This is a genomic window from Mycobacterium sp. 1165196.3, from assembly GCF_001673415.1.
Lineage (GTDB): Bacteria > Actinomycetota > Actinomycetes > Mycobacteriales > Mycobacteriaceae > Mycobacterium > Mycobacterium europaeum_A.
In genome coordinates this window covers 1-15192 of the sequence record NZ_LZLU01000053.1, presented here as the reverse complement: position 1 = coordinate 15192, position 15192 = coordinate 1, and the positions used below count along the sequence as shown (strand labels likewise).

The following is a 15192-nucleotide window of genomic DNA, read 5'->3' as shown; positions in this document are numbered from 1 at the left end:
GGTCGTCGAGACCGTGCAGCGGGACGGGATCTGCGTGCAGGTGATCGCGCCCGCGCCGGAGCTGTCCGGCGAGCAGGCCGCCGCCGCGCAGCAGCTGGCGCTGCGGCTGGCGGGCGAGCTCGGCGTGGTCGGGGTGCTCGCCGTCGAGCTGTTCGAGACCGTGGAGGGCGAGCTGCTGGTCAACGAGCTGGCGATGCGGCCGCACAACTCGGGGCACTGGACCATGGACGGGTCGCGCACCAGCCAGTTCGAGCAGCATCTGCGTGCGGTGCTGGACTATCCGCTCGGCGACACCGACGCCCTGGCCCCGGTGACGGTGATGGCCAACGTGCTGGGCGCCCCCGAAATCCCGCGGATGAGCGTCGACGAGCGGCTGCACCACCTGTTCGCGCGGATGCCCGACGCCCGCGTGCACCTGTACGGCAAACAGGAACGACCCGGCCGCAAGGTCGGCCACATCAACTTCGTCGGCTCCAAGCCGGCGGATCGGGACTACGTCGCGAAGCTGCGGGAACGCGCCGAGCTGGCGGCACACTGGTTGTCACACGCGCAGTGGACGGACGGATGGGATCCACATGACTAATCGGGCCAGGGTCGGCGTGATCATGGGCAGCGACAGCGACTGGTCGGTGATGGCCGACGCCGCGGCGGCGTTGGCCGAGTTCGACGTGCCGGCCGAGGTTCGGGTGGTCTCGGCGCACCGCACCCCGCAGGTGATGTTCGACTACGCGCGCGACGCGGCCGGGCGCGGCATCGAGGTGATCATCGCCGGCGCCGGGGGCGCCGCGCACCTGCCCGGCATGGTCGCGTCGGCCACGCCGCTGCCGGTGATCGGCGTGCCGGTGCCGCTGGCGCGCTTGGACGGCCTGGACTCGCTGCTGTCGATCGTGCAGATGCCCGCCGGTGTCCCGGTGGCCACGGTCTCCATCGGGGGAGCCCGCAACGCGGGCCTGCTGGCCGTGCGCATCCTCGGTTCGTCGGACCCGGCGCTGCGGGCGCGGCTCGTGGAGTTCCAGGACCAGCTGGCCGAGAGCGTGCGGGCCAAGGATGAGGCGCTGCAGCAGCGTCAGGGTAAAGTTACCGGCTAGTAGCCTGGCGACGAGGCGGGCCGCGCCCGCAGAGAAGCCGGGCATGTCGGCAGAGTGTATTAGGAGGCCGAGATGGCTGGATGGGCCGGAAACCCCACCTTTGATTTGTTCCAATTGCCCGAGGAGCACACCGAATTGCGGGCCGCGATCCGCGCCCTGGCGGAAAAGGAGATCGCCCCGCACGCCGCCGACGTGGACGAGAACTCCCGGTTTCCCGAGGAGGCGCTGGAGGCGCTGATCGCCTCCGGTTTCAACGCCGTGCACGTGCCCGAGGCGTACGGCGGGCAGGGCGCGGACTCGGTGGCCGCCTGCATCGTGATCGAGGAAGTCGCCCGCGTGGACACCTCGGCCTCGCTGATTCCGGCGGTCAACAAGCTGGGCACGATGGGGCTGATCCTGCGCGGCTCGGACGAGCTGAAGAAGCAGGTGCTGCCGTCGATCGCCGACGGAACCGCGATGGCGTCCTACGCGCTGAGCGAGCGCGAGGCCGGCAGCGACGCGGCCTCGATGCGGACCCGCGCCAAGGCCGACGGCGACGACTGGATCCTCAACGGCGCCAAGTGCTGGATCACCAACGGCGGCAAGTCGAGCTGGTACACGGTGATGGCCGTGACCGACCCGGACAAGGGCGCCAACGGCATCTCGTCGTTCATGGTGCACAAGGACGACGAGGGCTTTTCGGTCGGGCCCAAGGAGAAGAAACTGGGCATCAAGGGCTCGCCGACCACCGAGCTGTACTTCGAGAACTGTCGCATCCCGGGTGACCGGATCATCGGCGAACCCGGTACCGGCTTCAAGACCGCGCTGGCGACGCTGGACCACACCCGGCCCACCATCGGCGCCCAGGCGGTCGGCATCGCCCAGGGCGCGCTGGACGCCGCCATCGCCTACACCAAGGATCGCAAGCAATTCGGCCGTCCGGTCAGCGACAACCAGGGCGTGCAGTTCATGCTCGCCGACATGGCCATGAAGGTCGAGTCCGCGCGGCTGATGGTGTACCACGCCGCCGCCCGCGCCGAGCGTGGCGAATCCAACCTGGGCTTCATCTCCGCCGCATCCAAGTGCCTGGCCTCCGACGTCGCGATGGAGGTCACCACCGACGCGGTGCAGCTCTTCGGGGGCGCCGGCTACACCGTCGACTTCCCCGTCGAGCGGATGATGCGCGACGCCAAGATCACCCAAATCTACGAGGGCACCAACCAGATTCAGCGCGTCGTGATGTCACGGGCGCTGCTGCGCTGATCGCCTTCCGGCGATGCTCTTGCGAAATGCCGAGCCGCACCGCTTAGGATCTCCACTCGGTGCGTGAAGTCCACACCGACGGTCGGTAAACAGCCACCGACTCACCTCCGACCACCTCACGGAGCAAAGGGTCTTGTCGCGGCAAGGGGGTCTGCTGTGCAGAACATGACTTCCCCTGCCCGTTCACAGATGGCCGGGAATTGATACCGACGCGCGCTGCAGCCACCCCGACGGCGAGTTGGCAGTCGTTGTCGTTGCTGTTGGTCGAGGACGACCGTGCCGACGCGGTGCTGGTGGAAGACCTGATCACCGACGCGGTCACCGACATCCGCGTGGTGTGGGCGAAGTCGATGGCGCACGCCGAACGCGAGCTGGTGTCCGCGCGGCCCGACTGCGTGCTGCTGGATCTGCACCTGCCCGACGCCAGCGGGATCGACGCGTTGAACCGCATCGCCAGCCTCGACGCGACCGTCCCGATCGTGGTGCTGACCGGGCTGAACGACGAATACTTCGGGGCGTCGGCCGTCGCCGCCGGCGCCCAGGACTACCTCGTCAAGGGCCGGGTCGAGCCGGAGATGCTGCGCCGCGCGCTGCTCTACGCGATCGAGCGCAAGCGTGCCGAGCTGATCGCCGCCGATCTGCACGCGACGCAGCTGCGGGCCCGGGAGAACGCGCTGCTGGAACGCGGGCTGCTGCCGTCGCCGCTGCTGCTGGACAACCCGGGCGTCGACATCGTCGCCCGATACCGGCCGAGCCGCGAAGACGCTTTGCTGTGTGGGGATTTCTACGACGTCGTCCAGACGCCCGACCGGGTCGTGCACGTGCTGATCGGCGACGTCGCCGGGCACGGCCCGCACGAGGCGGCGCTGGGCGCGGCCCTGCGCATCGCCTTTCGCGCGCTCACCTTCGCCGGTGTGCACGGCGTCGAATTGATGCGCCAGCTCGAGCGGGTCTTGTACTCGGAACGCACCGGCACCGGCATTTTCGCGACCGTGCTCACGCTGGAGATCTCCCCGGACAGCCCGCGGGTCAGCGTCATCCGCGCCGGCCATCCCGGGATGTTGCTGCAGGCCGGCGGGACCGTGCAGTGGCTGGAGCCGCCGGGCGGCCCGGCGCTGGGCCTGGGGGCCGGGCACTGGCCGCAGGAGGAGCTGGAGCTGCGCGCGGGTGAGGGCCTGCTGTTGCTGACCGACGGGCTCTACGAGGGGTATTCGGGCGAAGGCACGCAACGCCTCGGCGAGGACGGCCTGCTCGCCCTGGCCCGCAGGCACGCCAACCGGCCCGGCCCCGAGTTCGTCGACGCGCTGATCAACGGGGCGCAGGAACTCGCGCAGCCCCGCGGCGGCCTCACCGATGACATCGCCGTGCTGCGGCTGGAGAGGACGACCCCGTGACGGCATCGCGTCCGCATCGGTTGACCGACCTCACCGTGCGGGGATGGCTGGCGCTCGTGCTGTGGATCTTGGGCGCCACGGTGCTGGTCGGGGCGCTGGTCGGCGCGGCGTTACTGCACCGCACCGACGAGGTGTCGCGCGAGTTGGCCCAGAACATTCAGCCTGCGCGCGTCGCAGCGGCGCGTTTGCAGTCGGCGGTGCGTGACCAGGAGACGGGCATGCGCGGCTACCTGATCACCGCCGACCGGCAGTTCCTCGCGCCGTATTACGACGGGCAGCGCGCCGAACAGGATGCGACCAGCGAGGTTCGGCGTCTGGTGGGTGGCCGCGCGGAGCTGATGGCCGATCTGGACGCGGTGGAAGCCGCCGCCGCCGACTGGCGGACGAACTATGCCGAGCCGCTGATCGCCAACGTGGCTCCCAGGACCCCGACCTACGTGAGCCCCCGCACGGCCGACATGGGCAAGGTCAAATTCGATCATCTGCGTGCACTTTTCGAAACGCAGAACACGCACCTCGCGGTGGCCAGAACGGCTGCCATCGACGAGCTCAACGAGATCAACGGCTGGCGCGACTGGGTGCTGGGCGCCACGGTGCTGATAATCATCGGCGCCGCCACGGCGCTGGGGTTGCTCAGTCGCGCGGCGATCACCCGGCCGATCGCGGCGCTGGCCGCGGCCTGCCGGCGGATCACCGAGGGCAACTTCGACGAGACGATCTCGCCCCCGCGGCGGCCCAGGGACATCCGGAACATGGCGATCGACGTGGAGAACATGCGCAAGCGCATGGTCGAGGAGCTCGCGGTGTCGCAAAGCGCCCAGGCGCAACTGGACGAGCAGGCCGCCGAATTGCGCCGATCCAACACCGAACTCGAGCAGTTCGCCTACGTCGCCTCCCACGACCTGCAGGAGCCGCTGCGCAAGGTCGCGTCGTTCTGTCAGCTGCTGGAAAAGCGTTACGGCGACCAGCTGGACGAGCGCGGCATCGAATACATCGGCTTCGCGGTCGATGGCGCCAAGCGCATGCAGGCGCTGATCAACGACCTGCTCACCTTCTCCCGGGTCGGCCGGCTGGGCACCACCGAAACCGAGGTGGCCCTCGACGCGACGCTGGATGCCGGCCTGGCCAACCTGGCCGTGGCGATCGAGGAGGCTGACGCCGAAATCGTGCGCCCGGAGCCGCTCCCGCAGATCGTCGGGGATCCGATGCTGCTGACGATGCTGTGGCAGAACCTGGTCGGCAACGCGATCAAGTTCCGGCACAAGGATCGTCGCCCCCGCATCGTCATCGAATGCGTGCCCGGCACCGGCACGCACGACGGGCAGTGGCTGCTGAGCGTGGCGGACAACGGCATCGGCATCCCCGAGGAGTTCTCCGACAAGGTCTTCGTGATCTTCCAGCGGCTGCACGGCCGGGATGTGTACGCCGGCACCGGAGTTGGCTTGGCCCTGGTCAAGAAGATCATCGAGCACCACGGCGGCACCGTCCGGATCGACACGTCCTACACCGACGGGACCCGGTTCGAATTCACCCTGCCCATGCCCGAACCCGTCGACGAAGAAGACCCGGTCGCTTTGGAAGGAGCGCATCAATGACGACACCCGAAGGCAGAGCGATCGACATCCTGCTCGTCGAGGACGACCCGGGCGACGAGCTGATCACGCGAGAGGCGTTCGAGCACAACAAGCTCAAGAACCGGCTGCACGTCGCCCACGACGGGGAGGAAGGCCTCAACTACCTCTACCGGCGGGGTGAATACGCCGACGCCCCGCGCCCCGACCTCATCCTGCTCGATTTGAACCTGCCCAAGTACGACGGCCGTCAGCTGCTGGAGAAGATCAAGTCGGATCCCGACCTGGCCCGCATCCCGGTCGTGGTGCTCACCACCTCCTCGGCGGAGGAGGACATCCTCAAGAGCTACAAGCTGCACGCGAACGCCTACGTCACCAAACCCGTCGACCTCGATCAGTTCATGAAGGCCGTCCGGCAGATCGACGAGTTCTTCGTTCAGGTGGTGCGGCTCCCGGGCAACGGGAGCTGATCGCGCGGCGCCCGCCGCGATAACCAGCCGAGCAACCAACCCAGCACGATCAGCAGCAGGAACACGGTTCTGGGCCTCTCATCAGCGTTCGATGCTACGTGCCTCCCGGCGAACAGCGGGCACACAGTTACCTCTTATTGGATGTCAAGGGTTTGTATATTCACGATTGGTTAACTTTTGTTGTCCCCTGGGCAGTAGCCGGCGGCGATGCCCCGCGTCCCCCGCCGCGAGGTGCGAAGGAGTTGCGTGAGGCTCGCTCGATACGGCACAGCGCTGAGCCTGGCGGCCGTGACCGCCCTGGCGCTGACGGGCTGTGGCGACCACTCGAACTCGTCGGGCTCCGGGGGCAAGCCGGCGTCGGTGGACTGCGGCGGCAAGAAGGTGCTCAAAGACAGCGGCTCGACCGCGCAGCAGAACGCGATCGAACAGTTCGTCTACGCCTACGTCCGCGCCTGCCCCGGCTACACGCTGGACTACAACGCGAACGGCTCCGGCGCCGGCCTGACCCAGTTCCTCAACAACCAGACCGACCTCGCCGGTTCCGATATCCCCCTGGACCCCTCGACCGGTCAGTACGACCGGGCGGCGCAGCGATGCGGCTCGCCGGCCTGGGACCTGCCCACCGTGTTCGGGCCGATCGCGGTCACCTACCACCTCTCCGGGGTAAACGGGCTGAAGCTGGATGGTCCCACCGTCGCGAAGATCTTCAACGGCGCCATCACCAAGTGGGACGACCCGGCGCTGAAGGTCATCAACCCGGGCCTGAACCTGCCGTCGACGCCTATCGCGGTCATCTTCCGCAGCGACAAGTCCGGCACCACCGCCAACTTTCAGAAGTACCTCGACGGCGCGTCCAACGGCGCCTGGGGCAAGGGCACCAGCGAGGCGTTCACCGGCGGGGTCGGGCAGGGCGCCAGCGGGAACAACGGCACCTCCGCACTGCTGCAGAACACCGACGGGTCGATCACCTACAACGAGTGGTCCTTCGCGGTGGGCAAGCAGCTGACCATGGCGTCGATCATCACGTCGGCGGGCCCGGACGCGGTGCCGATCACCAAGGAGTCCGTCGAGAAGACGATCGCCGGGGCGACCGTCAGTGGCCAGGGCAACGACCTGGTGCTGGACACCTCGTCGTTCTACAAGCCGACCCAGCAGGGCGCGTACCCGATCGTGCTCGCGACGTATGAAATCGTCTGCTCGAAGTACCCGGACGCGGCCACGGGCGCGGCGGTGAAGGCGTTCATGCAGGCGGCGATCGGTCCGGGGCAGGACGGTTTGGACCAGTACGGTTCCATCCCGCTGCCCAGCTCGTTCACGGCGAAGCTGTCGAGCGCGGTCAATGCGATTTCCTGACGGTAAGGAGGCTCGACGGTGAGCGATGGCGCGCCGGCCGCGCGGGTCGGGTCGTGGTTCGGGCCCTACCGGCTGGTGCGACTACTGCGCCAGGGCGGCATGGGCGAGGTGTACGAGGCCGAGGACACCCGCAAGGGTCGCATGGTGGCCCTGAAGCTGATCTCGCAGCAGTTTTCCGGCAACCCGGAGTTCCGTGCGCGGCTGCGGCGCGAGGCCGATATTGCGGGACGGCTGACCGAACCGCATGTGGTGCCGATCCACGACTACGGCGAGTTCGACGGACGCTTTTACGTGGACATGCGCCTCGTCGACGGCGTCAATCTGGCCACGCTGTTGCATCGGGACGGGCCGTTGGCCCCGCCGCGGGCGATCGCCATCATCAGCCAGGTCGCCGCCGCGCTGGACGCCGCGCACGCCACCGGAGTCACGCACCGCGACGTCACACCGGGCAACATCCTGGTCACCCCCAGCGACTTCGCCTACCTGGCGGATTTCGGCATCGCACGGGCCGCGTCGGATCCGGGGCTGACCCAGGTCGGGACCGCTATCGGAACGTATTACTACATGGCCCCGGAACGATTCACCGACGACGAGGTCACCCATAGCGTCGACATCTACTCGCTCGCATGCGTTTTGAGCGAGTGCCTGACCGGCTCGCCGCCCCACCGGGCCGACACCGTCGAACGGCTGGTCGCCGCGCACCTGACCAAGACGGCCCCGCCGCCCAGCCAATTGCGCCCCGGCGCGTTTCCGCCCGCCCTGGATCAGGTGATCGCCAAGGGCATGGCCAAACGCCCCGAGGACCGCTATCGCACCGCGGGCGAATTCGCCTCCGCCGCCCACGACGCGCTGACCACCGCCGAGCAGCGCAAGGCCAGCACGATCCTGCGCGACGGCCAGATCGCGGCAATGGGCGCGTACGCTGCGTCGCCGAGCGCCGATACCGTGGCCGGCCCGCTGCCCCCGGCGGCGGGCGGTGCGAAAAGCGAACGGTCCGGCCCTCGACCGTCGCTGATCCGCGCCGCCCCAACGGCATCCGGTCGCGCGTATCCACCCGCCCCGGACTTCGGGCGCCCAGCCGCGCCGACCGACAACAAACGCAGGCAGTGGATCATCGTCGGCGCCATCGCCCTGGTCGCTCTGGTCGCGTTCGTGGTGGCGGTCGTCGGCTACCTGTCCACCGGGTCGTCGGGACCCTCCAAACAGACCGGCGGCCAAAGTGTGTTGCCCTTCAACGGTATTGACTTCCGTCTCTCCCCGGGCGGCGTGACGCTGGACAGCGCCGGCAACGTCTACGTCACCAGCCAGGGCATGTACGGCCGGGTGGTGAAGTTGGCGGCGGATTCACAGGCCACGACGGTGCTGCCGTTCAACGGGCTCTACCAGCCACAGGGCCTGGCCGTCGACGGCGCGGGAACGGTGTACGTCGCCGATTTCAACAACCGGGTGATCAGCATGGCCGCGGGCTCCAACAGTCAGAAGGAACTGCCGTTCACCGGCCTGAACTACCCGGAGGGCGTCGCGGTCGACAGTCAGGGCGCCGTGTATGTCGCCGACCGCGGCAACGGCAGGGTGGTGAAAATGGCAGCGGGATCCACGACCCAGACCGTGCTGCCGTTCAACGGGCTGAACAACCCGGACGGGGTGGCCGTCGACCCGGCGGGCAACGTCTACGTCGCGGACACCGACAACAACAGGGTGGTCAAGCTCGACGCGGCGTCAAACACCCAGTCGGAGTTGCCATTCCACGACCTGTCCGTGCCCTGGGGCATCGCGGTGGACAACAGCGGAACCGTCTACGTCACCGAGCACGACAAGAGCGACGTGGTGAAATACGCTCCGGGCGCGACCACCGGGACGGTCATGCCGTTCGACGGGCTCAACACTCCGCTGGCGGTGACCGTCGGCAAGGACCAGAACGTCTACGTCGCCGACCGCGGCAACAACCGGGTGGTCAAACTGACGCCGTGAACGCCTACGGCGTGGGCTGCGCTGCGCCCAGATACTCCTCGGTGTGCTGGCCGAGGGCCGGGGGCGGGTCGGTGGCCCACCCAGCTGACAAGGCCTCGAAGCTGGAATAGCGTGCGGGAGTGCGGATTACGGTGACCCGATCTTCGCCCTCGCCGACCGGCAGGGCCAGCTCGTTCTCGGCGAACAGCGCGGTGCTCACCACCTGCTTCCAGGTGTAGGCGTGGCAGGCCATCAGGCCGCCCTCCTGCAGCAGCCGCACCCATTCGTCGGCGGTCTTGGCGGCCAGCGCCTTCTCGAGTTCCTCGGTCAGTTCGGGATAGTTGAGCGCCCGCGCCCGCTGGTCGATGAACCGCTCGTCGTCGCGCATGTCGGGGCGGCCGATGATCTCGCACAGCTTGTCCCAGTGCTTGGGCACGTACGCGCTGATCACCAGGTAGCCGTCGGCGGCCTTGAACGCGTCCGACGGCTGGGTGGCGAATCCAACGCCCTTGCGCCGCTTGGTCTTTGGCGCATCTGGCGTGGGGGCCTCGGTCGGCTTGTTCAGGTGGATGGTCAGCTGGCTGGCCTGCAGGCTGACCGCGACGTCGTACATGGCGACCCGCACCACGTCGGCGACGCCGTGGCGCTCGCGGTTGAGCAGCGCGGCCAGCACCGCCTGGGCCAGCACGTGACCGCTGGCGGCGTCGACGAGCTGGAACGGGATGATCTGGGGTTTGCCGGTGGGCGTGGGCATCCCGGTGGTCATGCCCGACTCGGCGGCCACCATCAGGTCGACGCCCGGTCGGCTGCCCTGCGGGCCATTGCCGCCGTAGGCCGAAAGGCGCGCGTAGATGAGCTTGGGATTGCGCGATTGCAGCTCGTCGGGGCCCAGGCCCAGGCGTTCCATCACCCCGGGCCGAAAGCCTTCCAGCACAACGTCCGCGGTGTCGACCAGTCGCAGGATCTGTTCCTTGGCCTCGTCGCTGCGCAGGTCGGCCATCACCGACTTCTTGCCGCGGTTGTGGGGAAGGAACAGGGTGGCCAGCGGCGGGCGCCCGGGCAACACCGCCGTGATGTGCCGGGCGGCCTCACCGACGGGCGCCTCGATCTTGATGACCTCGGCGCCCAGATCGGCCAGCACCTGTCCGGCCAGCGGGCCGGCGATGTTCTGGGTGAAGTCGAGCACGCGGAATCCGTCAAGTGGCTTGGCGGGCTTGCTGTTCGGCATCGTCTACCCCGTCTTGTTCAGCACCGCGGTGCAGTAGTAGTTCTGGGCGAAAGGCGCATCGGGGTCGGTCGACTGCAGCGGCAGCCCGGCGTTGGCCAGCAGCTGGTTGAGCGGGGTGCGGACCGGCTGCCAGCCCCGCTGCTGCAGGTAGGTCGCCACGTCATTGCGCTCGCCGGGGAAGCCCAGCTCGCCCAGGGCGATGTCCAGGCCGTTGCGTCGCCACTTCTCGCTGGCGGCATTCAGGGCGTCGCCGTTGATGCCGGTGTTCGCGAACACCTCGGCCACCAGCTGGCTGCCGTCGGCGGACAGGGCGGTGACGTTGTCCAGCAAGCGATCCTGGGCCTCGGGCGGCAGGAAGCCGACCAGCCCCTCGGCCGCCCAGGCGGCGGGTCGCCCGGTGTCGAAGCCGGCCTGGCGCAGCGCCGCCGGCCAGTCGTGGCGCAGGTCGATGGGGACGGCGCGCACCTCGGCGGTCGGCTGGGCGCCGAGTTCGGCGATGGTGGCGGCCTTGAACTCGAGGACCTGCGGTTGGTCGATCTCGAACACCGTGGTGCCCGGCGCCCACGCCAGCCGATAGGCGCGCGCGTCCAGGCCGGAGGCCAGGATGACCACCTGGTCGATGGCTGGATCCTTCTGGGCGCCCGCCTCGGCGAAGAAGGCGTCGATGTAGCGGGTGCGGGCGGCGAGCATGTCGGTCATGCGTTGCATGCCCCACGGGGCGCCGGGCTCGTCGACGTCGGCGGAGTCCAGTTCGCCGGCGGCCCAGCGGGTCATGAAGTCGACGCCGACCGCGCGCACCAGCGGCTCGGCGAACCGGTCGTCGATCAGCCCGTCGCGGGTGGCCCGGGCCCGCCCGGCGGCCACCATGGTGGCGGTCGCTCCCACGCTGGTCGCCAGGTCCCAGGTGTCGTCGTCGGTGCGCGCCATCGAGGAAATCCCTTCCGCTCTACTGGTTAGCCACAATAACTACCGGCGCCGCGGCGCGAGTCGCGAGGTGCGACACAGATCGATCACGGCCGGGCGTTGCGGCGGCGGGGCCCGCCGCGCCGCCGCTAGCCTCGCGCCATGACCACTTCGGTTGTCCTCGAGCAGCAGTGCGGGAGCAGCGCGGCGCGTGACGTCGACTGGCGGCGCGGCGCCGCGCGGGCGCGGCGGTTGGCCTGGATCAGCCTGGCGGTGGTGCTGGTCGAGGGTGTCGTCGGGCTGTGGCAGGGGTTGTCGGTGTCCTCCGTCGCCCTGACCGGCTGGGCACTGGGCGGCGCGTCGGAGGCGCTGGCCAGCGCCATGGTGGTGTGGCGGTTCAGCGGGGCGCGCGCCTGCTCCGAGCGGGCCGAGCGGCGCGCGCAACGCGGTGTGGCGGTGTCGTTCTGGTTGACCGCGCCGTACATCGCCGCCGAGTCGATCCGCGAGCTGGCCGCCGAACGGCACGCCGAGACCTCGGCGATCGGCATCGGGCTGACCGCCCTCGCGCTGGTGCTGATGCCGGTGCTGGGACGGGCCAACCACCGGTTGGGCGCCCGGCTGGGCTCGGGGGCCACCGAGGCCGAAGGCGTCCAGAACTACCTGTGCGCCGCCCAGGCCGCCGGGGTGCTGATCGGCCTCGCGATGACGGCGCTGTGGTCCGGCGGGTGGTGGATCGACCCGGCCGTCGGGCTGGCCATCGCCGGTGTCGCGCTCTGGCAGGGGCTGCGCGCCTGGCGCGGCCAGGAGTGCGGCTGCTGATGCCCTAACCGGCGCGCTCGCCGTTCGTCGCGGCGCGCGGCGCGTCCAGCCGGTAGCGGATCAGCCGGGAGCTGTTGGCCACCACCGCCACCGACGAGGCGTTGTGCAGGATCGCGGCCAGCACCGGGGACAGCGCCCCGCCCGCGCCGATGATCAGCCCGGCGGCGTTGACGGCGATGGACATGCCGTAGTTCTCCCGGATGACGTCGACCGCGCGGGCGCCCAGGTCGCGCACGTCGAGCAGCCGGTGCAGGTCGTCGTTGGCCAGCGCCACGTCGGCGGTCTCGACGGCGACGTCGGTTCCGGCCAGCCCCATCGCGATGCCGATGTCGGCGGCGGCCAGCGCGGGCGCGTCGTTGACGCCGTCGCCGACCATGCCGACGGTGTAGCCCTCGTCCTGCAGGTCGCGCACCGCCGCGAGCTTGTCCTCCGGCATCACCTCGGCGCGCCACTCGTCGATCCCGAGCTCGCCCGCGACCACCTCGGCGATGTCCGGGTGATCTCCGGTGAGCATGACGATGCGGCGAATGCCGTTGGCGCGCAGCTTCTTCAGCACCTCGGACGCCTCGGGACGCACCTCGTCACGCAGGCTGATCAGCCCCACCAGCTTGCCGTCGACGGCCAGCAGCAGCGGGGTTTCGGCCTGACGGCGCAGCCGGTCCACCCACTCCGAGGCCTTCTTGGACACCCGCACCTTCTCGGCGCGCAGCAGCCCGGGGCTGCCCAGCAGCAGGGTCCGGCCGTCGGCCCAGGTCCGCATGCCCAGCCCCACCAGGACCTCGCACTCCTCGTGCGGCGGGATGGTGATGTGGCGTTCCTCGGTGGACCGGATCACCGCCTCGGCCAGCGGGTGCCGGGAGTGGATCTCCGAGCTGGCCGCATACGCCAGCACCTGCTCGGGTTGCCAATCCTTATGCAGCGCAATGATATTGGTCACCACCGGGCGCCCGACCGTGAGCGTGCCGGTCTTGTCGAACACGATCGCGTCCACCCGGCCGGCCTGCTCGAGGTGCGAGCCGCCCTTGATCAGGATGCCGCGGCGCGCCCCGTTGCCGATCGCCGCGCTGATCGCGGTCGGGGTGGCCAGCCCCACCGCGCACGGGCAGGCGATCAGCAGCATGGTCATCGCCCGGCGCACGTCGCCGGTGACGACCAGCGTGATGGCCGAGACGATGAACGAGGTGGGAACGAAACGGCGCGAGAAGTTTTCGCCGACGGTCTGGATCGGCGCGCGGTCGTGCTGGGCCTCCTCGACCCGGGTGATGATGCGGCCGATGGTGGTCTGATTGCCGACCGCGCTGGCGCGCACCACCAGGCGTCCGCGGACCACCACCGAGCCCGCGTGCACGTGCGCGCCCACCACGACGCTGACCGGCAGGTTCTCCCCGGTGATCGCCGACTGGTTGACGATCGCCTCGCCGTCGACCACCTCGCCGTCGACCGGGATGGCCACGTGGTCGTGCACCACCACCTCGTCGCCGATCTGCACGGTGTCGATGGGCACCTGGACCTCGTTGCCGCCGTCGTCGAGCCGGATCCACGCCGTGTCCTGGCTGCCGCGCAGCAGTTCGGAGATGGCGCGGCGGGTCCGCCGCAGCGTCAGATCCTGAAGGTACTCACCGATATTGAGCAGCCACAGCACGGTCAGCGCGACGACGTTCTCGCGCAGCACAAGGCTGGCCACGGTCGCCGCCGAGACCAGCGCGTCGGTTCCGGCCCGCCCGGAGCGCAACGAGCGCAGCGCGCCCCGCAGGAAGGGGTAGCCGGTGAAGACGGTGACGCCGGTGGCGAACAGCCGGCCGCTGGGGCCCAGCAGTGGCGGGCGCGCAAAGACGTAGCGGCGCACCCCGAGCAGGGCCAGCGCGGCGCCGCCGATCACCATGCGCAGCACGTCGGCGTTGCGGATCTCCTCCGAATGCGGCGCGCGGGCCGGGATCAGCTCGGCGGCGACGTGCGCCGCCTCGCCGATGGCGGCCAGCACCGAGGACCGGTCGCAGCGCCGGGGCGAATACCAGACGACGACCGATCCGGTGCGCGGGTAGGCGTGCACCACCCGCACGCCCGCGCACTTGGCGACGGCCTCTTCGACCGCCACGGCGCGCCGGGTGTCGGCGCGGACCCAGCCGACGGCCACCCGCATGCGCCCGGCCGCATCCGAAATGACATGCAGCGCAGGGTCTTCGGTTCGCGCCTCGTCTGCGATGTCGGGGACTAGGGCGAGGTCCATGTCGAGGGAATCAGTGCTCGTGGTCGTGGGGGGCGGCGACCGACGGGGTGGGGGCCTCCTCGCCGATGCGTTCGCGGGCCTCGGCCATCACGTCGGCGAGCCGCAGCCGTGCCGACTCGGCGGCCTCCTCGGCCTTGCGAGTGCCGCGCAGCCCGAGTTCGGCGCCCTTGACCGCGGTCTCGTGCAGCGGTGCCTTGGCCACGGCCTTGCGCACCACCTCGTAGGCCGTCACGCCGACCAACCCGGTGACCACCGTGCCTGCCGCCTTCGCCAAGAGCCCGTACACCGCCATTGCCGCAACCCTCCTGTTTCGCCTCAGCGTTTAGCCCATGCTTGCACGACGTTAACATCGAAATATAGCGATATCAATATGTATCGGCCGCGCCCTGGCGGGCGGTGCCGGGCCGCTACAGCACCCGGGTGACCTTTTCGGTCTCGATGCGGCGCTGTTGTGCGGCCGGGTCGGCGTTGGCCACCTGCACCAGCGAGCCGCCGACGGCCAGGATGGCCAGCAGGTGATCCACCAGCTCGGCGGGACCGGACCACGACGCGCCGGACAGCACGCGGTCGCCGGGCGTCAAACCCCTTGCCGCGGCCGAGCTTTGGCAATCGGCCAGCACCTCGTCGACCGATCGCCCGCCCAGCGCCGGACCGGGTCGCGGTTCGGGAACGATCTGATCGCCGTGCACCCGCACCGCGGTGGCGTAGTCCGTCACCCCGATTGGCAGGTCGGGTGCCGGGCGGCCGAACGGGTCCAGCGACAGCACCGCCACCTCACCCCCGGCCACCGCCTCGTCGGCCTCGTCCAGTCGCTGCGCCGTGCAGAGGGCCACGTCGGCCGGGCCGGCCAGCCGGGTGGCGATCCTGTTGCCCGCGCACTGGCAGACGGCGGCGGTGCTGTTCGGGGTGTGGTGGATCGGCGCCGAGGCGGTGCTGGCCGGCCCGGC

The 15192-nt window shown here is 69.8% G+C and carries 14 protein-coding genes; 9 read left to right on the top strand and 5 right to left on the bottom strand.

The window, feature by feature from the left end; genetic code table 11:
• The 8 genes from A5659_RS04840 to A5659_RS04805 form a co-directional block, all read left to right on the top strand.
• Positions 1-583, top strand: a 583-nt coding sequence (locus A5659_RS04840; RefSeq protein WP_082975895.1) for a 5-(carboxyamino)imidazole ribonucleotide synthase, incomplete at its 5' end; no start/stop codon positions are given.
• The gene (purE, locus tag A5659_RS04835; protein ID WP_067179567.1) at positions 576-1088 is read left to right on the top strand and encodes a 5-(carboxyamino)imidazole ribonucleotide mutase; all 513 of its coding nucleotides are present in this window, start codon (positions 576-578) and stop codon (positions 1086-1088) included. The genes A5659_RS04840 and purE, both read left to right, overlap by 8 nt.
• 72 nt (positions 1089-1160) lie before the next feature.
• The gene (locus A5659_RS04830; protein WP_067179565.1) at positions 1161-2330 is read left to right on the top strand and encodes an acyl-CoA dehydrogenase; all 1170 of its coding nucleotides are present in this window, start codon (positions 1161-1163) and stop codon (positions 2328-2330) included.
• Between the two features lie 248 nt (positions 2331-2578).
• On the top strand, positions 2579-3724 hold the full coding sequence (locus tag A5659_RS04825; protein ID WP_156748833.1) for a PP2C family protein-serine/threonine phosphatase: 1146 nt from the start codon (positions 2579-2581) through the stop codon (positions 3722-3724).
• Positions 3721-5319, top strand: a complete 1599-nt coding sequence (locus tag A5659_RS04820; RefSeq protein WP_067179563.1) for a CHASE3 domain-containing protein — start codon at positions 3721-3723, stop codon at positions 5317-5319. The genes A5659_RS04825 and A5659_RS04820 overlap by 4 nt, the downstream gene beginning before the upstream one ends.
• On the top strand, positions 5316-5765 hold the full coding sequence (locus A5659_RS04815; RefSeq protein WP_066868516.1) for a response regulator: 450 nt from the start codon (positions 5316-5318) through the stop codon (positions 5763-5765). The genes A5659_RS04820 and A5659_RS04815 overlap by 4 nt, the downstream gene beginning before the upstream one ends.
• Before the next feature lie 246 nt (positions 5766-6011).
• Positions 6012-7118 (top strand): phosphate ABC transporter substrate-binding protein PstS, encoded by a 1107-nt coding sequence (gene pstS / locus A5659_RS04810; protein ID WP_067179561.1) that lies wholly within the window; start codon positions 6012-6014, stop codon positions 7116-7118.
• An 18-nt stretch (positions 7119-7136) separates the two neighbouring features.
• Complete coding sequence (locus tag A5659_RS04805) at positions 7137-9089, top strand: serine/threonine-protein kinase PknD (protein WP_067179559.1); 1953 nt, start codon at positions 7137-7139, stop codon at positions 9087-9089.
• Between the two features lie 4 nt (positions 9090-9093).
• On the opposite strand, the gene A5659_RS04800 is transcribed toward A5659_RS04805, so the two are convergent.
• Together A5659_RS04800 and A5659_RS04795 are read right to left on the bottom strand one after the other, a co-directional pair.
• A complete protein-coding gene (locus A5659_RS04800) occupies positions 9094-10296 on the bottom strand; it encodes a CoA transferase (RefSeq protein WP_066868508.1) in 1203 nt (400 codons plus the stop codon).
• Positions 10297-10299: 3 nt separating this feature from the next.
• Positions 10300-11223 (bottom strand): class I SAM-dependent methyltransferase, encoded by a 924-nt coding sequence (locus tag A5659_RS04795; RefSeq protein ID WP_066868507.1) that lies wholly within the window; start codon positions 11221-11223, stop codon positions 10300-10302.
• Positions 11224-11361: 138 nt separating this feature from the next.
• On the opposite strand from A5659_RS04795, the gene A5659_RS04790 reads away from it, so the two are divergent.
• Entirely contained in the window at positions 11362-12018 is a 657-nt protein-coding gene (locus A5659_RS04790) for a cation transporter (RefSeq protein WP_066868506.1), read from the top strand.
• Between the two features lie 4 nt (positions 12019-12022).
• On the opposite strand, the gene ctpC is transcribed toward A5659_RS04790, so the two are convergent.
• From ctpC to A5659_RS04775, 3 genes are all read right to left on the bottom strand, one after another.
• The gene (gene ctpC / locus A5659_RS04785) at positions 12023-14245 is read right to left on the bottom strand and encodes a manganese-exporting P-type ATPase CtpC (protein ID WP_067179557.1); all 2223 of its coding nucleotides are present in this window, start codon (positions 14243-14245) and stop codon (positions 12023-12025) included.
• A 10-nt stretch (positions 14246-14255) separates the two neighbouring features.
• Positions 14256-14537 carry a DUF1490 family protein gene (locus tag A5659_RS04780; protein ID WP_066868504.1) on the bottom strand — a complete coding sequence of 94 codons (282 nt, stop codon included), beginning with the start codon at positions 14535-14537 and terminating at the stop codon, positions 14256-14258.
• 115 nt (positions 14538-14652) lie between these two features.
• The coding region (locus A5659_RS04775; RefSeq protein WP_255364631.1) for a TIGR03089 family protein at positions 14653-15192 on the bottom strand (540 nt) is incomplete at its 5' end.